Source organism: Anoxybacteroides tepidamans, assembly GCF_014201465.1.
GTDB classification, from domain to species: domain Bacteria; phylum Bacillota; class Bacilli; order Bacillales; family Anoxybacillaceae; genus Anoxybacteroides; species Anoxybacteroides tepidamans.
Genome location: NZ_JACHEP010000002.1, coordinates 363,319 through 385,008, shown reverse-complemented (window position 1 = coordinate 385,008; position 21,690 = coordinate 363,319). Strand labels below are relative to the sequence as shown.

Annotated in this window: 25 protein-coding genes, 1 pseudogene and 1 riboswitch; of the genes and pseudogenes, 20 read left to right on the top strand and 6 right to left on the bottom strand. The window is 41.4% G+C overall.

Translation table 11 applies throughout. From position 1 onward, the window contains the following. Positions 1-5 precede the first annotated feature (5 nt). The gene (locus tag HNQ34_RS04870; protein ID WP_183252109.1) at positions 6-662 is read left to right on the top strand and encodes a TetR/AcrR family transcriptional regulator; all 657 of its coding nucleotides are present in this window, start codon (positions 6-8) and stop codon (positions 660-662) included. A gap of 30 nt (positions 663-692) precedes the next feature. Here the strand turns inward: HNQ34_RS04870 and HNQ34_RS04865 are convergent, their stop codons facing one another. Next, positions 693-2,855, bottom strand: a complete 2,163-nt coding sequence (locus HNQ34_RS04865; protein WP_183252107.1) for an ATP-dependent Clp protease ATP-binding subunit — start codon at positions 2,853-2,855, stop codon at positions 693-695. Between the two features lie 180 nt (positions 2,856-3,035). On the opposite strand from HNQ34_RS04865, the gene HNQ34_RS04860 reads away from it, so the two are divergent. Both HNQ34_RS04860 and HNQ34_RS04855 read left to right on the top strand, forming a co-directional pair. After that, entirely contained in the window at positions 3,036-3,467 is a 432-nt protein-coding gene (locus HNQ34_RS04860; RefSeq protein ID WP_312856095.1) for a FixH family protein, read from the top strand. A gap of 152 nt (positions 3,468-3,619) precedes the next feature. Next, positions 3,620-4,642 (top strand): YkvI family membrane protein, encoded by a 1,023-nt coding sequence (locus HNQ34_RS04855; RefSeq protein WP_409978350.1) that lies wholly within the window; start codon positions 3,620-3,622, stop codon positions 4,640-4,642. 219 nt (positions 4,643-4,861) lie between these two features. Here HNQ34_RS04855 and HNQ34_RS04850 read toward each other — a convergent pair whose 3' ends face one another. Further along, complete coding sequence (locus HNQ34_RS04850) at positions 4,862-6,478, bottom strand: methyl-accepting chemotaxis protein (protein ID WP_183252103.1); 1,617 nt, start codon at positions 6,476-6,478, stop codon at positions 4,862-4,864. A 462-nt stretch (positions 6,479-6,940) separates the two neighbouring features. Here HNQ34_RS04850 and HNQ34_RS04845 point away from each other — a divergent pair, with 462 nt between their 5' ends. From HNQ34_RS04845 to HNQ34_RS04805, 9 genes and pseudogenes are all read left to right on the top strand, one after another. Continuing rightward, a complete protein-coding gene (locus tag HNQ34_RS04845; protein WP_183252101.1) occupies positions 6,941-8,458 on the top strand; it encodes a spore germination protein in 1,518 nt (505 codons plus the stop codon). A gap of 14 nt (positions 8,459-8,472) precedes the next feature. Further along, positions 8,473-9,552, top strand: a complete 1,080-nt coding sequence (locus tag HNQ34_RS04840) for a Ger(x)C family spore germination protein (RefSeq protein WP_183252100.1) — start codon at positions 8,473-8,475, stop codon at positions 9,550-9,552. Between the two features lie 27 nt (positions 9,553-9,579). After that, positions 9,580-10,689 (top strand): GerAB/ArcD/ProY family transporter, encoded by a 1,110-nt coding sequence (locus tag HNQ34_RS04835; RefSeq protein ID WP_183252097.1) that lies wholly within the window; start codon positions 9,580-9,582, stop codon positions 10,687-10,689. A gap of 69 nt (positions 10,690-10,758) precedes the next feature. Then, a riboswitch (PreQ1 riboswitch) is annotated at positions 10,759-10,803 on the top strand. A 79-nt stretch (positions 10,804-10,882) separates the two neighbouring features. Further along, positions 10,883-11,545, top strand: a complete 663-nt coding sequence (gene queC / locus HNQ34_RS04830; protein ID WP_183252095.1) for a 7-cyano-7-deazaguanine synthase QueC — start codon at positions 10,883-10,885, stop codon at positions 11,543-11,545. Then, the gene (queD, locus tag HNQ34_RS04825; protein ID WP_183252094.1) at positions 11,545-11,982 is read left to right on the top strand and encodes a 6-carboxytetrahydropterin synthase QueD; all 438 of its coding nucleotides are present in this window, start codon (positions 11,545-11,547) and stop codon (positions 11,980-11,982) included. Before queC ends, queD begins: the two co-directional genes overlap by 1 nt. Further along, positions 11,982-12,713, top strand: a complete 732-nt coding sequence (gene queE / locus HNQ34_RS04820; RefSeq protein ID WP_183252092.1) for a 7-carboxy-7-deazaguanine synthase QueE — start codon at positions 11,982-11,984, stop codon at positions 12,711-12,713. The genes queD and queE overlap by 1 nt, the downstream gene beginning before the upstream one ends. Positions 12,714-12,733: 20 nt before the next feature. Further along, positions 12,734-12,907, top strand: coding sequence for a tunnelling fold family protein (locus HNQ34_RS04815; protein WP_409978349.1), 174 nt, complete (start codon positions 12,734-12,736; stop codon positions 12,905-12,907). Between the two features lie 297 nt (positions 12,908-13,204). Beyond that, positions 13,205-13,534 (top strand): annotated as a pseudogene (gene queF / locus HNQ34_RS04810) (preQ(1) synthase); the annotation flags it as partial. Between the two features lie 126 nt (positions 13,535-13,660). Further along, the gene (locus HNQ34_RS04805; protein ID WP_183252090.1) at positions 13,661-14,320 is read left to right on the top strand and encodes an oxidoreductase; all 660 of its coding nucleotides are present in this window, start codon (positions 13,661-13,663) and stop codon (positions 14,318-14,320) included. Positions 14,321-14,347: 27 nt separating this feature from the next. On the opposite strand, the gene HNQ34_RS04800 is transcribed toward HNQ34_RS04805, so the two are convergent. After that, positions 14,348-14,524, bottom strand: coding sequence for a YkvS family protein (locus tag HNQ34_RS04800; protein WP_084278857.1), 177 nt, complete (start codon positions 14,522-14,524; stop codon positions 14,348-14,350). 269 nt (positions 14,525-14,793) lie between these two features. On the opposite strand from HNQ34_RS04800, the gene HNQ34_RS04795 reads away from it, so the two are divergent. Continuing rightward, positions 14,794-15,270 carry a sigma-70 family RNA polymerase sigma factor gene (locus tag HNQ34_RS04795; protein ID WP_183252088.1) on the top strand — a complete coding sequence of 159 codons (477 nt, stop codon included), beginning with the start codon at positions 14,794-14,796 and terminating at the stop codon, positions 15,268-15,270. A 30-nt stretch (positions 15,271-15,300) separates the two neighbouring features. Here HNQ34_RS04795 and HNQ34_RS04790 read toward each other — a convergent pair whose 3' ends face one another. After that, entirely contained in the window at positions 15,301-15,495 is a 195-nt protein-coding gene (locus HNQ34_RS04790) for a hypothetical protein (RefSeq protein WP_183252086.1), read from the bottom strand. A gap of 176 nt (positions 15,496-15,671) precedes the next feature. On the opposite strand from HNQ34_RS04790, the gene HNQ34_RS04785 reads away from it, so the two are divergent. After that, positions 15,672-16,106 carry a hypothetical protein gene (locus HNQ34_RS04785; RefSeq protein ID WP_183252084.1) on the top strand — a complete coding sequence of 145 codons (435 nt, stop codon included), beginning with the start codon at positions 15,672-15,674 and terminating at the stop codon, positions 16,104-16,106. Positions 16,107-16,142: 36 nt separating this feature from the next. On the opposite strand, the gene HNQ34_RS04780 is transcribed toward HNQ34_RS04785, so the two are convergent. After that, complete coding sequence (locus HNQ34_RS04780) at positions 16,143-16,286, bottom strand: hypothetical protein (RefSeq protein ID WP_183252082.1); 144 nt, start codon at positions 16,284-16,286, stop codon at positions 16,143-16,145. Positions 16,287-16,456: 170 nt separating this feature from the next. Between HNQ34_RS04780 and HNQ34_RS04775 the strand changes: the two genes are divergently transcribed. Beyond that, positions 16,457-16,702, top strand: a complete 246-nt coding sequence (locus HNQ34_RS04775; protein ID WP_183252079.1) for a YueH family protein — start codon at positions 16,457-16,459, stop codon at positions 16,700-16,702. Between the two features lie 103 nt (positions 16,703-16,805). Next, positions 16,806-18,089: an ATP-binding protein gene (locus tag HNQ34_RS04770; protein WP_183252077.1), complete on the top strand. Its 1,284-nt coding sequence runs from the start codon at positions 16,806-16,808 to the stop codon at positions 18,087-18,089. 78 nt (positions 18,090-18,167) lie between these two features. Here the strand turns inward: HNQ34_RS04770 and HNQ34_RS04765 are convergent, their stop codons facing one another. Beyond that, complete coding sequence (locus tag HNQ34_RS04765; protein ID WP_183252075.1) at positions 18,168-18,803, bottom strand: nitroreductase family protein; 636 nt, start codon at positions 18,801-18,803, stop codon at positions 18,168-18,170. Positions 18,804-19,001: 198 nt separating this feature from the next. Here HNQ34_RS04765 and HNQ34_RS04760 point away from each other — a divergent pair, with 198 nt between their 5' ends. The 4 genes from HNQ34_RS04760 to HNQ34_RS04745 all read left to right on the top strand — a co-directional run bounded on the left by HNQ34_RS04760 (position 19,002) and on the right by HNQ34_RS04745 (position 21,203). Then, positions 19,002-19,220, top strand: coding sequence for a DUF1659 domain-containing protein (locus tag HNQ34_RS04760; protein ID WP_183252073.1), 219 nt, complete (start codon positions 19,002-19,004; stop codon positions 19,218-19,220). A gap of 17 nt (positions 19,221-19,237) precedes the next feature. Continuing rightward, the gene (locus HNQ34_RS04755) at positions 19,238-19,456 is read left to right on the top strand and encodes a DUF2922 domain-containing protein (protein ID WP_183252071.1); all 219 of its coding nucleotides are present in this window, start codon (positions 19,238-19,240) and stop codon (positions 19,454-19,456) included. A 70-nt stretch (positions 19,457-19,526) separates the two neighbouring features. Further along, positions 19,527-19,682 (top strand): YvrJ family protein, encoded by a 156-nt coding sequence (locus HNQ34_RS04750; protein WP_183252069.1) that lies wholly within the window; start codon positions 19,527-19,529, stop codon positions 19,680-19,682. Positions 19,683-20,054: 372 nt separating this feature from the next. After that, on the top strand, positions 20,055-21,203 hold the full coding sequence (locus tag HNQ34_RS04745; RefSeq protein ID WP_183252066.1) for a cation:proton antiporter: 1,149 nt from the start codon (positions 20,055-20,057) through the stop codon (positions 21,201-21,203). Positions 21,204-21,690: the final 487 nt, after the last annotated feature.

Sequence of the window (21,690 nt, the reverse complement as noted above, 5' to 3'; positions counted from 1 at the left end):
GTCAAATGAACGAGGAACAATGGTTAAAGGAGTTGTTGAAATTTAACGAGGAAGACGGGAAATGGAGCGAAAAGCAAATCAAAATTTTAGAAGCAGCGATTGAAATGTTTGCGGAAAAAGGGTATGCCGCTACATCGACGAGTGAGATTGCCAAACGGGCAGGGGTGGCTGAAGGAACGATTTTTCGCCATTATAAAACGAAAAAAGATTTGCTGTTAGCGATCGTGATGCCAACGTTGTTTCAATCGGTTGCGCCGTTTTTAGCGAAAGAATTTGCCAAAGAAGTATTTGAAAATCAGTATGAACACTATGAAGATTTTGTTCGCGCTGTTTGGAAAAATCGTTATGAATTTGTAAAAAAATACTTGCCGGCCATTCGTGTTTTTTGGCAAGAAATTGCTTTTCATGACGAAATTAAAAAACAGTTTGAAACGATTTTTAAGACACATGTGTATGAAAAATTCAAGAAAATTATCGAACATTTTCAAGAAAAAGGAGAAATCGTTGAACTTCCTGTTGAGTCGGTGATTCGATTGACCATTACGACAATTGCCGGATTTTTCGCCGCACGTTTCATGATCATGCCTGATTACGAATGGGATGATGACGCGGAAATGGAGCGAACGATTCAATTTTTAATGAACGGGCTTGCGAAAAAATAAAAAGAAACGCCTAGTCCGCCATGAAACGGATTAGGCGTTTTGTTTGTAGCTTGGCTTAGCGACAATGTTGCCGTTTTCGATATCGATGTGAATCGCGCTTACGTCCGTTTCATCGAGCAATACATCGGCAATTTGGTCTTCGATATGTTCTTGAATGACGCGGCGAAGCGGACGAGCGCCAAATGCTGGATGGTAGCCGAGTTCGGCTAATTTTTCTTTTGCTTCTTGCGAAATTTCTACCTCGATTTGTTGTTCTTTTAACGTCGCTTTTAATTCATCTAGCATAAGATCGACAATTTGCAGCATATGGTCTTTTTCGAGCGGTTTAAATTCAATAATTGCATCAAAACGGTTTAAAAATTCCGGCTTAAAGTAGTGACGCAACGTATCGAGAATGCTTGTTTGTGCCGGTGTTCCATCCTTTTCAAAGCCGACGGTAATTTTTTTGTCAGTCGTACCCGCATTGCTTGTCGCAATAATGACCGTATCTTTAAAGCTGACGGTGCGGCCTTGGCTGTCTGTGAGGCGGCCGTCTTCTAAAATTTGCAGGAACATATGTTGCACGTCCGGGTGCGCCTTTTCAATCTCGTCAAGCAAAATAATGCTGTACGGGTTGCGGCGCACTTTTTCCGTTAATTGTCCCGCTTCTTCATGGCCAACGTAGCCAGGAGGCGAACCGATTAATTTCGATACGGAATGTTTCTCCATATATTCGCTCATATCGAGGCGGATCATCGCGTCTTTTGATCCAAATAGTTCTTCGGCCAATGTTTTCGACAACTCTGTTTTTCCGACACCTGTTGGTCCGACGAATAAGAATGAACCAATTGGACGGTTTTTCGCCTTTAATCCAGCCCGGCTGCGGCGGATTGCTTTCGCTACTTTTCTTACCGCTTCTTCTTGGCCAATCACTTTTTTCGCTAAGTTTTCTTCTAAATGTTTCATTTTTTCTTTTTCATCGGTTTGCAGCTTGCCGACAGGAATGCCGGTTTTTTCTTCGATTAATTGTTGAATGTCAGTGACATCAACAACTGGCGTCTCTTGTGCTTTTGCGTTTTGCAATTGCTTTTCCAACTTGAGCTCTTCATCCCGCAATTTTGCGGCGAGTTCGTAGTTTTCTTCTTTCGCTGCTTTTTCTTTTTCTTTCGCCAATTGCGCAAGGCGTTCTTGAATTTGCTTTTCGTCGGTTGGGCCGATGCGCAAGTTCGCTTTCGATCCGGCTTCATCTAACAAGTCAATCGCTTTGTCTGGCAAGAAGCGGTCTTGAATATAACGATGTGATAAAGTAACGCACGCTTTGATCGCTTCATCTGTATATTTGACATGGTGGAATTGCTCGTATTTTGCTTGAATGCCTTTTAAAATGTCAATCGCTTGTTCGACTGTCGGTTCATGGACAATGACAGGCTGGAAGCGGCGTTCAAGCGCAGCATCTTTTTCGATTTGCCGGTATTCTTTCAATGTTGTCGCGCCGACGACTTGCAATTCGCCGCGGGCAAGTGCTGGTTTTAAAATGTTGCCTGCGTCCATCGAACCTTCTGCCGAACCTGCGCCGACAAGCAAATGAATTTCGTCGATAAAAAGAATAACATTTTTGCGGCGTTGCAATTCTGTGATTAACTTTTTCATCCGTTCTTCAAATTGTCCGCGAATGCCGGTGTTCGCAACAAGAGAAGCGACATCAAGCAAATAGACTTCTTTGTTCAACAATTTTTCCGGGACTTGCCCTTCGGCAATTTTTAGCGCCAATCCTTCAACGATCGCTGTTTTCCCGACGCCAGGTTCACCGATCAACACCGGATTATTTTTGTTGCGTCGGTTTAAAATTTCAATGACTCGCTCAATTTCTTTATCGCGGCCGATGACAGGATCAATGAGTCCCGTTTTTGCGAGTTGTGTTAAGTTGCGCCCGAATTGATCTAAGAAGCCGCCGCCTTTTCCTTGACGTTTCGCTCGCTCGGAATCATAGGCTGGCGCCTTTTCCATGTCTGCAGTCGGAGAAAATTCATTCATAAAGAAATTATCAAACGAGAATGTTGGAAAATTTCCAAATCCAAAACTCATTGGGATTGCAAGTTCTTGTTTTTGTTTTTCGTAACATTCATGGCAAAGATGCATTTGTTTTTTCTCATGATTGAATTGCAAATTAACAAATACCGTTGCTTTATTTTGTTGGCATGCTTGGCACATCATGAAGCATAACCTCCTTTTTTATTTATTGATTTAACTTTGACTATATTTGACCTTTCTGACTTTATTATACTTTGACCTTTTTTGACTTTCAAGTAGTTTTTTAAAATTTTTGTGCGAACGATGAAATGTTTTTGAAAAAAATGTGAACAATGGCATGTAGCGGGGAGGAGGTATGGTATAGTGAACAAAGAGAGAAAAGAGAGGGGAGAAAAGAATTTGAAGCGACATGCGTTTTTTTTTGGATTGGTCATGATGATCGTTTTGCTGGTAGCTTGCGGCCAAACAAAAAACGATGATGAACCGGCGGTTTTAAATGTCAAAATCGAAACGAAATCGCCAATCGATCTGAATAAAGAAACAGAAATTGCGTGTGTCGTCACATATGGAGACGAAAAAGTGACCGATGCCGACGAAGTGAAATTTGAAATTTGGAAACAAGGAAACGAGCAACATGAAATGGCTAAAGCAAAACATAAAGGAAATGGAAAATACGCGATTACAAAAACATTTACCGAACCAGGAACGTATTCGATTGTTGCTCACGTTACCGCACGCAATATGCACAATATGCCGAAAACGGATATCGTTGTCGCGCAAGCATCACATCGATGAATTGCACGAACAGTAAGTTAAACAACTAACGATTCAGTAAAAAGGATGTCTAAAAAAGGCATTCTTTTTCTTTTTTGTTTTCGTCTTTCTTTGTCCGTGCCTTCATAATCATATATAAACATGTGAGGAACAAGAAAGACGAGGTGAGAAAAGTGCAAAAAAAATGGTTAGGGGCTTGGCAAGTTGCCGCGGTATATGTCGGAACGGTCATTGGTGCTGGATTTGCAACCGGAAAAGAGATTGTCGAATTTTTTACGCAATACGGCGCGTTTGGGACGATTGGCATTGTCATTAGCGGTGGATTGTTTACATGGGGCGGGACGCGCATGATGATGATGGCACGAGCCTTGCGCGCTTCTTCATATAAACAATTGAACGACTATTTATTCGGCAAAGCGGCTAGCCCAATCATTACACTAATGATGACAATCATGGTAATAGGTGTAACATCTGTCATGTTATCAGGAGCGGGGGCACTGTTTGAAGAACAGGTTGGTCTTCCAAAACAAATGGGGATAGTCATTACACTCAGTTTTATATTGGCTGTAACGTTGTATGATATAAAAGGTTTATTTGCGGTCAACGTGCTGATTGTACCGATGATGTTGTTATTTAGCTTTTTTCTTTTCGGGAAGATGGTGATTGGGGAGAAATGGTGTAACGTCTCTTTCTTTCCTCATCAGTCGTGGCGTGCGTTTTTTTCTCCGCTTTCTTATGCGGCGTTTAATTTAGCGATGGCGCAAACCGTTCTTGTTCCGCTCGCGACAGAAGCAGCAGATGAACGCACTGTGAAATGGGGGGCGATGCTTGGCGGGATGTTGTTAACGGTCATTTTGTTAAGTAGCCATTTCGTCTTGCTTTCTTTTCCGCATGTATTGCATTACGACATTCCGATGGCTGAAATCATTCGCACGTTTTTTGCTTATTTTTACTGGTTTTATCTCATCGTCATTTACGGGGAAATTTTCACTTCTCTTGTTGGCGGTGTGTTTGGCCTGCGCCGGCAGTTTTATTCGTTTTCTCCTTTTCTATTTCTGAGCGTGTTGTTCATCACTTTGTACATCATTAGTTCGTTTCGTTACAGTTCGTTATTATCATTTTTATATCCGCTTTTTGGGTATATCAGCCTTTTGTTTCTTTTTTTACTTGCGGTTCGCAAAATTCCTCAATCATAAGAGGCTGACTTACAGATTGCCTGCCCTTAAACGGAACACAACATATGGGATTTTTCGTTGTTATTTCGTGCGTATATGATCGATAGAAAAAGAGGCTGTCTTAAAAGGTCGTCTTTCTTCAAGGAAGATACAATATATATTACGAAAGTGTTTCGTGCGTATATATGGTGATAAGAAAGGGTGCCCCGTTACTTTTGGGACACCCTCCTCTTCGCGTGTTTATGATTGATGAAACCGGTTGACAATTTGCTGCAGCTGTTGAATAGATTTCGAAAGAAGAGCTGCTTCTTTCGCTAATTCGTGGATCGCGATCGTTTGCTGTTCTAACCCTGCGGTCGTTTCATGAACCATATTTGTGAAATCTTTCGCAATGTTATGAACGCCTTCAATAGTTTGTTTTAATTCATCACCATCATTTGTAATGCGTTCGACGTGTTTTCGATTACGGAGTAAAAGCGCATTCATTTCTGTAAACATTTGTTGGAAAGATTCCATAGTTTTGCTTGTTTCTAACAATGAGTGCATCGTTTTGCTGGCATTTTCCCCGTTTTGTTGTACAGCTTGTACGGCATCATTTAGCATGTTTCTCATTGTTTTAAGCGATGATAAAATTTGGCCAGCAAACGCATTCGTATTTTCGGCTAACACTCTTACTTCTTGTGCGACGATCGCGAACCCTTTCCCCGCTTCACCTGCTCTTGAGGCTTCAATCGAAGCATTTAGCGCTAATAAGTTTGTTTGTTTTGCAATCGCTGTAATCGCAGAAATCATTTCAACAGCACGATTGGCTTCTTCGGAAACGGAACGAATAAGAGCAGTTGTTTGATTCATGTCGCGCTGCATCGCATTCATTTGCTGTTTAGTGAGGTCGATCAAACGAGTCCCTTCATTCACGGATTTCATCGCTTCATGCGCTTGTTTGACAACGCTTTCAAATTCGTTTTGCATATTCCATACTTCTCTCAACATATTTGCTACGAAGCGATTGGCTAGCTCAACGGAGGTGGTTTGCTGTTTGGCTCCTTCACGGAACGTTTCCATTGCAGCGGCGATTTCATCAAACGATTCAGATAATCGTTTTGTTTCAAACTGCTGATGCTCGCTAACTTGCTGTACTGTTTGTGTCGCTTTGGCTAGCTCAGATAAGATCGTACGCACTCCTAAAATCATTTTGTTTAGTTCGTAGCCGATTTGGTGAAATTCTGTTCGCTTTTTAGTAGTGCGCACTTCTGCGTTAAGATTTCCAGAAGAAACTGTGCGTGTTACGCCGTACCAATGACGCAACTCGTTGACGATCGTTTTGTAAAAAAAAGCACTTATGGCAAAACTGATTACAATGGTGAAACTAAAGGCGAATAAGAGAGATAAAGAAAAGATTGAAGCGACAAGATAACTAATGATAGCTGGAACAGTCGATAAACATAGAAAGTGAAGCTGTAAATACGGTCGATGAAACAGTCTCCCCATTCGCAAATTAAATTGTTTTCCTGTTTCGTCTTTGTATAGAGGGCAACTTGCATCAATCAGCATTTCTCCTGTATCGCGCATATATGCTTGCAAAAGCGGTTCAGTTGTTTTCGCCGCTTTTTTTCCTACCTCATCGGAAAATGTTCTTCCCTCACGCAGCCGATTCGTATGGACGATGGCATAGCCATTTTCATCGACAATGACAAAATATTCATCTTGCCGCAGCTGTTCGTCAAGAAGTGTGCGGATCGGCTCGATCTGTTCCTCGAGCGGTATTTTTTTGTCAAGTTGTTGTTCAATTTGTTCAGCAACTCGAACGACTTTTTTTAGCGCTTGTTGAGCTCGTCGCTTTTTTAGTAACCGATTCATTATGATCCCCCCTCCGTTCTCGTTTCTTTCAATATATACTGAAAATTCAAATTCATCAACTCAAAAATGGGAAATATGTATAAAAGTCATGACAGAAAAGCTATATAAATGCACGTTGAAACTTTAACATTTTTCTTTTTTATGGAGTACTCGTTATTTTTCGACTGTCGGGCGACCGAACAACACCGCTCCCAGACAAATTTATTTGTCTGGGAGGCGGCTCGTTGTTCGGTCCTCTGTCACGCGAAGGCGTGACGCAGGCAAGCCAAAGGCTTGCCTCCGACAGTCGAAAAAATAGGGAGTCTGCTTTTTCGTCAGTCATAAGTTAAACCTCCCAGTTGTATTTATATAGGAATAGAGCGATGTCAACTAGTTTTTAATGGTTCATCAACACGCCTGTATAAAAGTATGAAGAGATTGAGAAACTAACCAATAAATGAGCGAGCATTTGAGGAGATTGAAATGTCTATTTTTTCGTTTTTATTTAAAAAAAACAAACTAGAAAAACAAACGAAAACATTGTCGCATTTACTAAAATCGTTGAAGCAATCAAGCGATTTTGTTCATCTTCCGTTTCAAACGAACGGGCACTATTTTTCGATTTATTATTTTGATTCATTAGTAGACCCGAAATTGCTGCAACAACATGTTCTTTGTCATTTGCAGCAAGATTTGTCGGAGCATTCTTCTCTCTCCATTCATGATTTACAGCAAATCATTCCCATTCAGCGAATCGAAGTGACAGCGGATGTCGAAATGATTGAAACAAAACTATTAAAAGGTTTTGCGATGATTCAACTTTTAGACGCTACCGACCGTTGTGCGCTCATCAATTTAGCCAGCGAAAATTTAGGGTTGCGGCAAAATAATGACTCGGAAAATGAGTTTAGTGTTGTCGGACCGAAAGTCGGGTTTGTTGAAAATATTGGAACAAATTTACATTTATTACGCAGGCAAATTGTGACACCAAATTTAATTTTTCGTGAGCTAACGGTTGGTTCCATGTCAAAAACGAAAGTGGTGGTTGCATATATTAATGGAATTGCCAACGATCAAACGATCGAAACCGTAATACAGCGGGTAAGCGAAATTGAATTTGATGTTGTGTTTGATACGTCATTAATCGATCAAATGATATCGGACAATTCTTCTTCCCCGTTTCCTTCGTTTGTATCAACCGAGCGAATCGACAGAGTCATATACGCATTGGTTGGGGGGCAAGTGGCGATTTTTGCCGACGGCTCTCCTTATGTCATTACAGGTCCATCAACATTATTTGATTTTTTTACATCTCCGGAAGATTATTATTTGCCATGGATTCTCGGTTCGTTTTTCCGGTTGATTCGCTTATTTGGCGTTATGTTTTCGATTTTAGCATCGCCTATTTATATAGCTGTTTTAACATACCATTATGAAATGATTCCGAAAGATTTGCTCGGACCGATTATTTTTTCGCGCTCCAACGTTCCGTTCCCGCCAACGCTGGAAGTATTGTTTTTAGAAATTACGATCGAGCTGTTGCGGGAAGCAGGGGCGCGTTTGCCGACAAAAGTGGCGCAAACGCTCGGGATTGTCGGCGGGATTGTCATTGGACAAGCTTCTGTGGAGGCCGCTCTTACAAGCAACATTTTGCTTATTATCGTATCGTTAGCCGCACTTGCCTCATTTACGACGCCGATTTTTAAAATGTCGAATACAATTCGTTTCATCCGGTTTCCGATCATTTTCTTTGCCTCGTTTTGGGGGGGTGTTGGCATTGTCTTCGCAATTTGTTTACTTCTGATTCATTTAGGGAAGCTACAATCGTTTGGCAATCCTTATTTTGTGCCGTTATATCCGCTTCGCGTAAAAGCTTTTGCCGATAGTTTCATCCGTTCGCCTTATCATTTAACAGCGAAACGTCCAAGTTATTTGCGGCCGCGGACGTTTTGGCGATATGATCCGAAAAAAGCAAAACAGAAAAAAGATATCGATGAATAAGAAGGGAGATCTTTATGTGGAGGACTCTCTACTCCATTTTTCTATTCGTGTTTTTGCTTGCCGGCTGTGAAAGTTCCCGCATCGTCGATCAAGTACAAATTATTCATGCGATGGGGTACGATTGGAAAAATGGGAAGTATATTGGAACTGCCATTTATCCGACTTTTCGTCAAGGTCCGATGACAAAGCCGGATATTTTGACAACTGAATCATCGACTACGTACGATTTAATTCCACGACTCTCGTCCAAATCAGCATTGCCAATTGAAGAAGGACAGATGAGACTCGTGTTATTCGGCAAATCGTTTGCGAAAAAAGGGATTACGGAAATTGTCCATAGCTTAGCACGAAACAATAAAGTTGGCAGCCATTTACAGCTAGCAGTTGCAAAAGGCGACGCGGAAGAGTTGCTGCGCATTACCGCTGAAACGACATTAAGCGATACGCTCTATTTATCCAATCTTGTCGAACAAAACATTCGCGAAATGAACTTGCCGAATACGAATTTGCATATTTTTTTATACAACTATTTCGGGAAGGGACGCGACCCATTTTTGCCTTATTTCGAAAAAAAGGGGAATTTCGTGAAATTAGAAGGGCTTGCTTTGTTTAATGATGGCCATTATGTCGGTCGAATCGATTTACGCCAATCGTTTCTTGTGAAAATGTTATTAGATCAAACGAAAAATGGTGTTTACCAAATACCAATCTCCAGAAATAAACAAAAAGGGCGTGTATTGTTGGAAAACTTGTTTGCCACTTCCCGCTATTCATTTAAAAAAGGAAAACAGCCTGTTATCGATATTCATCTTCACATTCGAGCAGTTATTCGCGATTATCCGACTTGGCTTGATTTGCCAGATAAACGTGCGTTTAAACTTGTGCGCAATCAAATGGAAAAACACTTAAACAAAGACATCACCGCATTGCTTTCCTATTTTCAAAAAAAAGAAATCGATCCGCTCGGAATCGGCGATTTTGTTCGCAGCCATACAAGGAACTGGAATGAAAAATCGTTTTATCAACAATATCAGCAGCTAACCATTCGTCCACATGTGAAGATCGACATCGTTCAAACGGGCATTGGGGAATAAACGGAGTGCTGAATGTGGAGGGAATTTATGAAACAAGCGGAACGTGAACGGTTTTTAATTTCACCGTTTTTTGTCTTTTTTACGATCCATTGTTCGCAAGTAGGGATAGGGGTTCTCAGTTTTCAGCGAAACTTAAATGAGAAAGCCGGGCATGACGGCTGGATAAGCGTTATTATTGCCGGCATAGCCGCGCATTTTCTCATATGGATGATATACAAAATTTTTCAGCTATCAGGAAGTAGTGAAGATGTTACAAATATTAATATCCAATATTTTGGGAAATGGTTTGGGAATGTGCTTAATATAGGGTTTGTCGTTTATTTTCTTTTGCTCGCATTGATTGTTTTACGATTATATATTGAAGTGATTCAAGTATCGATGTTTCCGCTGATGGGGACGTGGCAATTTAGTTTAATTCTTTTATTGTTAACGTATTATACCGTATCTGGCGGGTTTCGCGTCGTTGTCGGATTATGCGTATGGGGAGTCGTTATTCCGCTTTTGACAATTTTTCCAATGTTATTTTTCCCGCTTGAGTATGCTCACTATCGCAATTTCTTGCCGATTCTTGACCATTCGGTAATCGATATTTTCAAAGGGGCGAAAGAAGTAACGGTCGAATATCTCGGCTTTGAAATGCTGCTGATGTATTATTCATTCGTGAAAGACGGACAACAGTCGCATAAATGGGCGCAATGGGCGAATGTCTTTACAATGTTCATTTATTTAGTGGTGATTTTTATTTCCACTGTTTTTTATAATGAAGAGCAAATCAAGCATATTATATGGCCGACATTGACGCTCGGGAAAATTCCTGAAATTCCATTTATTGAACGGATGGAATATATTATTATTTCTATTTATGTGCTCGTTGTGTTCCCGATTATTTGTTTAGCTGTTTGGTCGGTGACGCGTGGGTTGAAACGAATCGCGGCTCTAAAACAACGCGTTTCTCTCCCATTTATTTTAATCATATTATTTATTGCATCACTTTTTTTTAATAAGCGGGAGGAGATTGAGCAGCTTGGGAAAATCGTTTCGACGGCCGGCTTTTATCTTTTAGTCGGCTACATTCCTGCTCTTTACATGTATGCATCTTTCATGAAACGTTTCAAATCTAAGGCTAGTATAGAGTGAAGAAGTGTGGTATAGTATTGAAGGAAAAAATCTTATCATAGAAGAAATCCATACGAACGCTTTGTTTGTATGGGAGAGGTTCTAGAACAACCCTCTATAAAAAACTAGGGAAAGCTGTATCCTTAGGAGGGTATGGCTTTTTTGTTTTAGAACGCTCTTTCTTCTTGAAAAAAAGAAAGGAGAGCGAACGAAGATGAAAAAGGAAAAGGCAGTCGTTGTATTTAGCGGCGGCCAAGACAGCACGACATGTTTGTTTTGGGCGCTGAAGCAATTTGCCGAAGTTGAAGCGGTTACATTCGACTATAATCAGCGCCATCGGTTAGAGATCGAAGTCGCTTCGTCGATTGCAGAAGAACTAGGCATTCCGCATACGGTGCTCGATATGTCGCTTTTAAATCAATTGGCACCGAATGCGTTAACGAGAAGCGATATCGTGATTGAACATAAAGAAGGAGAACTTCCGTCTACATTTGTCGATGGGCGGAACTTGTTGTTTTTATCGTTTGCCGCGGTGTTGGCGAAACAAAAAGGGGCGCGCCATCTTGTCACAGGCGTATGTGAAACGGATTTTAGCGGCTATCCGGATTGCCGCGATATTTTCATTAAGTCGCTCAACGTCACATTGAACTTGGCGATGGACTATCAATTTGTCATTCATACGCCGCTTATGTGGCTCAATAAAGCAGAAACGTGGAAGTTAGCCGATGAGTTAGGCGCGTTGGAGTTTGTCAGAATGAAGACATTGACATGTTATAACGGCGTGATTGCGGACGGATGCGGCGAATGTCCAGCGTGCAAGCTGCGCAAGCGGGGACTTGAACAATATATGGCGGAAAAGAAAGGAGCGATTGGCTGATGATTCATCAAATTTATCCGCAAGTGTTTCACAATTTTCGCTATGAGCTAAATAAAGATATGCAAATTGCCGCAGCGCACTTCATTCCGCACGAAGCGGCGGGCAAATGCGCAAACGTGCACGGCCATACGTATTTTGTCAATATTACGATTGCTGGTGATGAACTGGATGAGTCCGGTTTTTTAATTAACTTTCAACAGCTGAAGAAAATCGTTCACGGAAAATTTGATCATACGTTAATAAATGATCATACCGATTTGTTTAGCAATACTCGTGCGGAAGATTTTCCAACAACCGAAGTCGTGGCCCGAAAAATCGCGGAAATCGTGCAAGCTCATCTTGATACGTTGCCAAACCGCCCGACGTGCGTGCAAGTATTTGTGCGTGAATCGCCGACGAGCTACGTCGTATATCGGCCGAAAGCAGGGAACCGATAATGGCAAAAACGATCCCAGTCCTTGAAATTTTTGGCCCGACCATTCAAGGAGAAGGGATGGTGATCGGGCAAAAGACGATGTTCGTCCGCACCGCCGGCTGCGATTACCGTTGCCGCTGGTGCGATTCTGCGTTTACGTGGGATGGGTCGGCGAAAGACGAAATCAAGCAAATGACGGCAGAAGACATCTGGAATCAGCTTGTTGAATTAGGCAGTAACCGTTTTAGCCATGTCACGATTTCCGGAGGCAATCCAGCTTTGTTGAAATCGTTAGATGAGTTGATTGCGCTATTAAAGTCAAAAAATATTCGCATAGCGCTAGAAACGCAAGGAAGCCGCTGGCAAGACTGGTTTTATAGCATTGATGATTTAACGATTTCCCCGAAGCCGCCAAGTTCGGGAATGGAGACGAATTTTGCGGTGCTCGATGATATTATCAACAAACTGTTAGCAAACGGTCGAACTGCAAACGTTAGCTTAAAAGTCGTCGTATTTAATGATGAAGATTTTGAATATGCGAAAAACGTTCACGAACGTTATCACATGCTTCCTTTTTACTTGCAAGTCGGCAACGATGATGTAACGGAAGCGGACGACGTAGCATTGCGGATGAAATTGCTTGATCAGCTGAAATGGTTAGTTGAAAAAGCGGTGCAATCACCAGAAATGAATGATGCTCGCGTGTTGCCGCAGCTGCATGCGCTTCTTTGGGGCAACAAACGCGGCGTATAAAATAGAAAGGAGAATGAAAAATGGCAGGAAGAAAAGATGAAGAATTAAAAGATTTAACGCTCCTTGGCAACCAAGGAACGAAATATTTGTTCGAATACAGCCCGGAAGTGTTAGAGGTATTTGATAACAAACATCCTGATCGCGATTATTTCGTGAAGTTTAATTGTCCGGAGTTCACTAGTTTGTGTCAATGAGGGCACACTTCAGTGGTGACACTGTCGGCTAAACCTTGTGAATTCAGGGGAAGGGAATATGTCTCTAACCCTGAGCCAAGCCCTAAAGAAAGTACAGAAGTGTGAATCTGTGCTTTTTTAGGGAAGGTGCAGAGACTATCGAAATCACTCTATCATGAAGCGAGTAAGAGTAGTGATGGAGGAAGAGAGTAGAGTACACCATGAGATTCATTTTCATGGTGGAAGCGCAAGGGTTCTTATTCAATATCGCAGTTGAATAAGAATAAGATATAGTCCACCTGCTTATTAAAGCAGATGCCAAAGACCGGACAACCAGACTTCGCGACGATTTATATTAGCTACATTCCTGACAAAAAATGCGTCGAAAGTAAATCGTTAAAGCTGTACTTATTCAGCTTTCGCAATCATGGCGATTTCCACGAAGATTGCGTAAACATTATTATGAACGACTTAATTAAAGTGATGGAGCCGCGCTATATTGAAGTATGGGGGAAATTTACACCGCGCGGCGGTATTTCGATTGACCCATACTGCAACTGGGGACGCCCGGGGACAAAATACGAAAAAATGGCGGAATACCGCCTCATGAACCACGATTTATATCCAGAAAAAATAGACAACCGCTAACCGCGATCTCCCCGTTTTTGCGGGGAGATGTTGTTTTAGTGACTCGAAAAAGTTCAAAAAAGTAGTAGTTTTTTTTACGAAACTTATATATAATGACATTGATTTTTTCATTTGGGGGTTTTAGTCTTGGAAGACAGGACAGCTCTACTAATCGGAGCAAGCGGATTAATCGGGAGCGAGCTTTTGACATTGTTGCTTGAATCCGATGTTTACAAACGAGTCACGATTTTTGTGCGGCGAAAACTGCCGATTGAACATGAAAAGCTTCAGCAAGTCGTCATCGATTTTAACGAATTAGAAGCGTATGAGCGCTATTTTTATGTGGACGACGTGTTCAGCTGCCTCGGCACAACGATGAAAAAAGCGAAAACGAAACAGCGATTTATTAAGGTGGATTATGAATATACGATGCGTGCTGCTACGTTAGCGGAAAAATGCCATGTCAAAAGCTTTTTAACTGTTTCTGCTATCGGTGCCAATCCGCAGTCACCTTTCTTTTATAATCGGGTCAAAGGTGAAACAGAAGAGGCGCTGCAGCGGCTGGCAATTAAATCGCTGCACATTTTTCGCCCGTCTTTATTACTCGGGGATCGTCAAGAGTTTCGTTTAGCAGAAAAAACAGCGGAGTGGGTTCTTTGCCGCGTGCCATTTTTATTTGTTGGAAAATGGCGCAAATATAAGCCGATCGAAGCGAAAAAAGTGGCGTTAGCCATGTTTTATGCGGCGACATCTTGCCAAAAAGGTATTTATATATATGAATCGGACCAAGTCACCAATATTTCGTAAAAAACCGACCGCTATTCGGCCGGTTTTTTACTTGATGATTTTGTAATTTTTATGGTTGACGACAGTGCGTTCTTGCAAATCTAACTCTTTATAGTTTTCCATGTATGTTAAATCTACGATGACAGAGTTTTCGTTTACTTTCTCGACGATGCCGCGCAATCCATTTTTAAATTCAATAATATTGCCAACTTCTGCTTTTTGCATGTCCATTCCCCTTTACATTGTATTTGTTATAGTTTGCCTCATTTTCACGTACAAGTAAAGCCCCTTTGTTCTTAATTTTTTATGGGAAATGACCGATTTTCGCGTTAGCCATCAAAAAAATTCCCTGTTTCTATCTTCGTTTTTTCTTTTTTGCCGATGAATTACCACCTTTTTTCTTTATTTGCTTATTCGACGAGGTGATGGACATTCCCTTATTGTAATAGTACCGCGGAATAAACGAAAGCGCGCTTTTGGGAAAGGGTTTGTCAATGGAGCCGTTTGAGCAGTTAGAAGAAATGTATCGTCCGATGATCGTGAGCATCATGAAAAAACTACATTTGACAAAAGAATGGGATGAATATTATCAGATCGGCTTAATTGCGTTATGGGAAGCTTCAGAACAATTTCAGCCGGAAAAAGGAAGCTTTTCCTCTTTTGTATACAAAAAAGTGTATTGGTCGATGATTTCTCATTTGCGCAAACAGTGCAGGAGAAAAGAGAAAGAATGTTTATTTACAGAAGAAATTGCGAACATCATTCCTGCTCCGCTTCACGATGACGAATGGAGCGTATTGGCAGATATGTTGCAAGGTTTGACAGAGCGGCAAAAGAAATGGGTAATGGGCTATATTGTGGAGAACAAACCGTTAAAAACGATCGCGGAAGAAGAAGGCGTGTCAGTTGGAACAGTGAAACAGTGGAGAGTAACAGCGCTAAAAAGATTACGAAAACGGCAATGGTCGTGACTTCTCCCTCCGAAAGTCGGCTCGGAGGGGTTAGCTTCGCGGTTTTTTCATATAGTGGTAAATAATATCCCCGCCGCGTTGGGCAATGCCGCGGAAATGTTTAAAGTCGTTACGTTTGACGAGGACGGAGCGAAAAAGAAGGAAATCTTCCTTTTTTATAAGCAGTTCGGAAATTTTTCCATCGCGCAAATCATTAAGAAGCTTTGTAGCCAATGTCTCATCCATATTGCTCACCTCGATGATGCACGAATTCATTTTTATTGTAGCGTACGGCCATTGATTTTTGTAGGATAAATACCCATTTTCTTTTCAGGCAAACACCCTTTGCTTGTTTAATCATACAATATGATGGGTATGTGTCATAGACCATGCTTAAATACATGAAAGAAAGGGCGAGGAATATGAACGATTGGAATCAATATTTCAATGATCATTATTTGTATGATGAGGGATATGACGTAGACGAATGGGGAAGAGATGAAAATCACCCACCAGTGTTCCCTGCTATGCCAACAGCACAAACGATACCAGCCACATATGCACATGCTTCTTCTTGTGGTTGTCAACCGAAACCAATGTGGCATGGAGCAACTCCATGGATGGGAGGGGCATACCCGATGACTGATATGGGAAGCTCAGACACGGGAGTGATTATGTCACCAGGGACAGCACCGATGCCAAGCATGCCGATGATGCCAGGGGCACCAGCAACGGGAACGGTTTTTCCGATGCTAGGCACAACGGGACAGATGCCAATCGGACAGATATCATATCCGTATGGATCGAGTTATTACGAAATGCCCCCATTTCCATACGGCTATTATCCACATCGATAAAGTAAAAAAACTGCGGCTGTTGTTGAAGCCGCAGTTTTATTGTGATGTGTTCATTGATTCGATCATTTCTTCAATTATGCTAATATCGTTAGTGATTAGAAAAGCAGGAAGCAAAACGAGAACAGCCAATACCGTTACATAAGAAGCAACCGCGTTTTTTAAAATTGTCCGAATTCTCATCGATATCACTTCCTTTTGCTTTTTTCTATTTTCACATTTTTGTCACAATTCGTCAATAATTTTTTTGAAAATTCTTTATTTTTCATGAATAGTTAATTTGTATTTGAACGTTTTGTAAAATTTTGATAAAATAAAAACAAAATCTTATTGGCTGTTGAAGAGGTGGCCGCGTGAAAATAAGAAAAGCGAATGTATTGGATGGACGAACAACGACGAATGTTTATATTTATGAAAATAAAAAGGAAGAATATATCGTTGTTGCCATTCCTGACATCGAATGGTCGTTTTTGGTTCGCTATGAAGAAGAAACGGAACTATTGCAAAAGAAGCTGTTTTTATCGCTTGAAAAGGCGGTGTCAAAAGAGCAGGCAGAGCAATTAGTAGGTAAGCTTTTGTATTGGGTTCATGAAATGTAAATAATACATACAGGTTGTACCGCAAAGTTAAAAGGGCGGTGGAGCTTAGTAGCTTCGCCGCTTTTACATTATTGATTTAGCGCGTTAGGGGTTCGATGTAAAAGTGTTTACTAAACAGAAGGCAGTCGTTGTATATTTTTTATTCAGTATCAGCTGGATTGTTCTGACAGATATATTGGCCCATTTCATTCATTTTGATCGTTCTATACAAATTGTAGTGAGCATAGGAAAAGGTGGGATTTTTGTCCTCTTGTCAGCTGTTTATCTTTATCAAATGCTGAAAAAAAGCGAAAGGTTAAAGAAAACAGCAAAAGACGAGCAGCAGTTGTCAACATTATTAATTAACTCAATGCCCGATTTTGTCTGTTTTAAAGATGGTGAAGGGCGCTGGCTGCGAGTGAATGATTTTGGTCGCAAGTTATACCACCTTGAAGATGTTGATTATTTTGGAAAAACAGATCTTGATCTTGGAGAAATCGTTCCATTTTTTAAAGAGGCGTTTGCGTATTGTGTCAAAACGGATGAAGAAGCGTGGGAAAAAGGAACGATGACAAGGTCTGAAGAATCGTTTCCGACGCCAAACGGCGAAATCAAAACATTTGATGTCATTAAGGTGCCTTTGTTTCACGAAAATGGCGAGCGAAAAGGGTTGCTAACGATCGGTCGTGATATTACGCAACAAAAATTAGCAGAAACGCTACTGTTGAAAAAAGAAAAGCTATCTGTGCTCGGGGAGTTGGCGGCTGGAATTGCACATGAAATCCGAAACCCGCTTACCTCTATTAAAGGGTTTATGCAAATGATGCGGGAAACGAAAGAAGTAAAAGAAGCGTATACGGATATTATATTAGACGAGCTGGAAAGAATTAATCAAATTGTAAGCGAATTATTAGTGCTCGCGAAGCCGCAAAGCCACTGTTATAAACCGTTTCTTCTCAGCGATGCGATCGATTATGTTGTTCATTTAATCAGCCATGAAGCAACGTTAAATAATGTAAATATTTTAATCAACAATAAGGCTTCTCATGCTTTTATTTATGGGGACAAAAACCAGATTATTCAAGTGTTTATTAATATTATGAAAAATGCAATTGAAGCGATGCCAGAAGGTGGAATGCTTGATTTACGTGTATGGGAAGAAGAGAATGTAGTGCATATAGTGATTGCAGATACAGGAGTAGGCATATCGAAAGAGCGTCTTGAGAAAATTGGTGAACCGTTTTTTACGCTAAAAGAAAAAGGGATGGGACTTGGGTTAACAACTAGCACGAAAATTATTCAAGAGCATAAAGGAACGTTAAAAATTGAAAGTGAACTCGGAAAAGGGACGACCGTTTATTTGTCGTTGCCGATATATAAACATACGCAAGAGGCTGACCTAAAGTAGGAAAGCCTCTTTTTTTTATAGTTTCGGCGGCTATCCCCTAGCGACGCTTCGGGGATAAGCGAACCGCCTTTACTTTTCTTATTTCTCCACCCAAGTAGTTATTGCTTCAACTGGAAGTCGTGTCGAACGATGGGCTGGTGCGCTGCTTTTTCCGATTGTAATGAGCATCACAGGAATATAACGGCTTGGCACTTGGAATTCTGCAACAAATTTTTCAGCGTCAAAGCCGCCGATCGGGCACGTTCCCCATCCTTTTGCTGTAGCTGCAAGCATCAATTGCATCGCCGCAAGCGAAGCGTTGCTTAATGCGGCATCGCGTGCATATTGTTTATTTTCATAAGCAACTGCAATTTGTTGCGCCAATGTTTCTTTTACTTCGTTCGTCATGTATCCAGCTTTTACAAGAGGCTCGTATACAGTATCTGTATTTCGGTTGGCTTCAAGATCGCCTAAAACGGCAATGACTGCGGAAGCATCGACAATTTGTTGCTGATTATAGGCGATCGGAAGCAAACGCCGTTGCGCTTCTTTCCCATGAATCACGAAAAAATGCCAATGTTGCAAATTCCAAGCGGACGGCGCTTTGCTTGCTGTTTCAAGAATGTTTCTTAACTCTTCCTTGCTGATTGTTATGTTTGCATCGTATTTTCGAATCGATTGACGCTCATCAACGACTGCGAAAAAGTCTTTAGTCGCTATAACTTGATTCGCCATATTTTTTATTCCTCCTTAAACTTAATAATAAAAAGAAATTTACTAACTTTTAGTAACTTGAATAAGCATCCCTATCATAAAATTACTATCGGTATTTGTCAAATAGTTTACTCAAGTGTTTTTTAGGAAAAAATTTTGGGAGCGAGCTATCCTTTTTTCATCTTCGTGCGATAGTAAAGGTGAAAGGAGGTGAACGGCATGGCACAATCGATCATTCAGCAATCCCAGCTTCGTCTAGTGTTTGAAGTTGGCACGGATGAAGCAGGCAAACCGGTTTATAGACGTAAAAATTTCAGCAACATCAAAGTAACTGCTACGCCAGAACAATTGCTTGCCGTTTCGCAGGCGCTTGCTTCGTTGCAAACATATCCGCTGGCGCAAATTGAGCGGAGCGATATGCGTTTCATTACAAACTGATAAGGGGGAAAAGGGGAATGGAGAAATCGCTCGAATTGCAATTTGTAAATCAGCAAGGAAAAGTGGTTCGCATTGCCATTGATAATCCGGTTGAACCGGTGAATGCACAACAAGTATCTTCCGTCATGGATGCGATTATTGCTGCTAACATTTTCACTTCAAGCGGCGGCGATCTTGTCGGGAAACAAGGGGCGAGATTGTTGCAGAGAGAGGTCACAGAAGTAGCATTGACGTAGTTTTAAGGGGGCCAGTTCATGAATTGAACTGGCCTTTAAAAAAATCTGTAAAATGGAATGGAGTGGATTGATGGAAACGTATATATCGCTCATTTCTGACGTTGGGTTTCCTGTTGTTGTCACGTTTTATTTGCTTCATCGGATCGAAGCAAAATTAGATGGAATCATTGAATCGATTCAACGCTTGCCGCAGCAGTTGCACGAACAGCTAAGGCGTGCTGAATAAAAAACCTTATCCTTCCATTATGGAGGGATAAGGTTTTTTTATGATAAGAAAGTGTCAATTTTTCTCAATCGATGTTCTAGCTTCAAACGCCATCGGTGTGATGAGCTCCGTCCCGTCTTTCAGCGGCAACACATTGGAGTTAGCTTCTTTGAAATAACCTACGCAAGAACAAGCTTGCTTGATCTGAGCCTTCTCGGTTAGGCTTGTGCGATCTTCACGGAGCCAAGGATGGCGACATTTCGCTGCTCTCCTTAGGACGCAGACTGCCTTTAGGCGAATTAGGTCTCCTCCGTTTTTTATTGAAAACGAAACTTTTTGCGCACGCTAAACGTAGTTATACATAGTTGAAATGATTTCAAAGGAGAGTGAGCGATGTTTATTTTACAGCTAGCAGCGATTTTATTTGCATCCAAAATTGCCGGAGACGTTAGCGTTCGTCTCGGACAGCCGGCGGTGCTTGGGAAATTGCTAATCGGGATTGTGCTTGGACCGACAGTGTTAGGAATCGTGAGCGACACAGAAATTTTAAAAGAAGTGAGTCAAATCGGTGTCATTTTATTAATGTTTATAGCAGGACTGGAAACGGATATGGAGCAGTTTAAGCGAACAGGAAAAGCAGCGACGTTCGTTGGAGTGTTAGGAATTATTGTACCATTATCGCTAGGGTACGTAGCCGGGGAAATGATCGGTTTGTCCACTGCGCAAGCCGTTTTTCTAGGCCTTCTATTATCAGCCACAAGTGTGAGTATTTCCGTTCAAGTTTTGAAAGAAATGAATAAATTGCAGTCAAAAGAAGGATCTGCCATTTTAGGAGCAGCAGTCATTGATGACATTCTTGTCATTATTGGCTTAGCATTTTTAATGAGCTTAACAGGAAGCGATGTCGAACTCGGAGCAGTCATTTTGAAAAAAGTAGTGTTTTTCGCGCTGGCGATTTTGGCAGCTTGGAAAATCGTGCCGCTCATACTGCGCTGGTTTGCGCCACTGCGCGTCGATGAAGCGATTATTTCTGCAGGGCTGATTATTTGCTTTTCCTTTGCTTATTTTGCCGAAGCAACGGGGGTTGCAGCGATCATTGGCGCCTACATAGCGGGGCTAGGCATTAGCTTTACGGACTATAAAGAAGAAATTTTTCATAAAGTCGAAACAATTAGCTACTCGATTTTTGTTCCTGTCTTTTTTACATCGATTGGAGTGGCAGTCGAGCTTTCAGGCGTTGGTCAGCATCTTTGGTTGATCGTCGGTTTGAGTGTGCTTGCGATTTTAACGAAGTTGATCGGTGCGGCGTTGGGCGCCAAATTAGCTGGATTTGCATGGAAAAGTTCGGTTGCGGTTGGAGCGGGAATGATTTCGCGTGGAGAAGTTGCGCTCATTATTGCAGGCATCGGTTTAGAGGCAAAACTTTTAACGACCGATTTATTTTCAACTATCGTTGTCGTAGTGCTTGTGACGACGCTTGTAACCCCTCCACTGTTAAAGATGCTTTTTGCCGAGAAACGGGCGATGAAGGAAGTCGCATAAACAAACCGAGGCTAGTGATTAGCCTCGGCTTTTGTTTTTCGCACCGCAGCGGCATGATCGGTTTCCGCTTTTGAGACGGTTGTGTTGGCTGCTTTCTCGCCCATTTTATTTCGTATTTTTCCTTCCAAGCGTGTTGATTAACCAATAAAAACCAGTTTAAATGACTCTATTCTTAGCTTTTCTGCCGGAGTCGGCAAGCGATTCGCTTGCCGACTGGGCATGCTATACGCATGCCCTCCTCGAACAATGAACGCTTTGCGGGCAAATTCATTTGCCCGCTGGCGTTCTTGTCCGAGGGATGTGGCAGAAAAGCTTGTGTTCAGCGATACGATTCTGTATTTTTAAGTAAAATAATGGATAATCAACACTCGTGTTTTCCTTCCTTAATCTACTCACTTTGATATATAAGTTGTAATAATAAAGAATTATGACATCCTAAAAATACTAAAACCGTAAAATGTGAGAACTTAGAATATTCGATAAAATA

What these genes read in the sequence shown, in the direction of transcription:
- HNQ34_RS04870 (WP_183252109.1), top strand. Translation starts at nt 6, where the DNA reads ATGAACGAGGAACAATGGTTAAAGGAGTTGTTGAAATTTAACGAGGAA.
- HNQ34_RS04865 (WP_183252107.1), bottom strand. Translation starts at nt 2,855, where the DNA reads ATGATGTGCCAAGCATGCCAACAAAATAAAGCAACGGTATTTGTTAAT.
- HNQ34_RS04850 (WP_183252103.1), bottom strand. Translation starts at nt 6,478, where the DNA reads ATGAATCGGTTACTAAAAAAGCGACGAGCTCAACAAGCGCTAAAAAAA.
- HNQ34_RS04845 (WP_183252101.1), top strand. Translation starts at nt 6,941, where the DNA reads ATGTCTATTTTTTCGTTTTTATTTAAAAAAAACAAACTAGAAAAACAA.
- HNQ34_RS04840 (WP_183252100.1), top strand. Translation starts at nt 8,473, where the DNA reads ATGTGGAGGACTCTCTACTCCATTTTTCTATTCGTGTTTTTGCTTGCC.
- HNQ34_RS04835 (WP_183252097.1), top strand. Translation starts at nt 9,580, where the DNA reads ATGAAACAAGCGGAACGTGAACGGTTTTTAATTTCACCGTTTTTTGTC.
- queC (WP_183252095.1), top strand. Translation starts at nt 10,883, where the DNA reads ATGAAAAAGGAAAAGGCAGTCGTTGTATTTAGCGGCGGCCAAGACAGC.
- queD (WP_183252094.1), top strand. Translation starts at nt 11,545, where the DNA reads ATGATTCATCAAATTTATCCGCAAGTGTTTCACAATTTTCGCTATGAG.
- queE (WP_183252092.1), top strand. Translation starts at nt 11,982, where the DNA reads ATGGCAAAAACGATCCCAGTCCTTGAAATTTTTGGCCCGACCATTCAA.
- HNQ34_RS04815 (WP_409978349.1), top strand. Translation starts at nt 12,734, where the DNA reads ATGGCAGGAAGAAAAGATGAAGAATTAAAAGATTTAACGCTCCTTGGC.
- HNQ34_RS04800 (WP_084278857.1), bottom strand. Translation starts at nt 14,524, where the DNA reads ATGCAAAAAGCAGAAGTTGGCAATATTATTGAATTTAAAAATGGATTG.
- HNQ34_RS04795 (WP_183252088.1), top strand. Translation starts at nt 14,794, where the DNA reads ATGGAGCCGTTTGAGCAGTTAGAAGAAATGTATCGTCCGATGATCGTG.
- HNQ34_RS04790 (WP_183252086.1), bottom strand. Translation starts at nt 15,495, where the DNA reads ATGGATGAGACATTGGCTACAAAGCTTCTTAATGATTTGCGCGATGGA.
- HNQ34_RS04785 (WP_183252084.1), top strand. Translation starts at nt 15,672, where the DNA reads ATGAACGATTGGAATCAATATTTCAATGATCATTATTTGTATGATGAG.
- HNQ34_RS04780 (WP_183252082.1), bottom strand. Translation starts at nt 16,286, where the DNA reads ATGAGAATTCGGACAATTTTAAAAAACGCGGTTGCTTCTTATGTAACG.
- HNQ34_RS04765 (WP_183252075.1), bottom strand. Translation starts at nt 18,803, where the DNA reads ATGGCGAATCAAGTTATAGCGACTAAAGACTTTTTCGCAGTCGTTGAT.
- HNQ34_RS04760 (WP_183252073.1), top strand. Translation starts at nt 19,002, where the DNA reads ATGGCACAATCGATCATTCAGCAATCCCAGCTTCGTCTAGTGTTTGAA.
- HNQ34_RS04755 (WP_183252071.1), top strand. Translation starts at nt 19,238, where the DNA reads ATGGAGAAATCGCTCGAATTGCAATTTGTAAATCAGCAAGGAAAAGTG.
- HNQ34_RS04750 (WP_183252069.1), top strand. Translation starts at nt 19,527, where the DNA reads ATGGAAACGTATATATCGCTCATTTCTGACGTTGGGTTTCCTGTTGTT.
- HNQ34_RS04745 (WP_183252066.1), top strand. Translation starts at nt 20,055, where the DNA reads ATGTTTATTTTACAGCTAGCAGCGATTTTATTTGCATCCAAAATTGCC.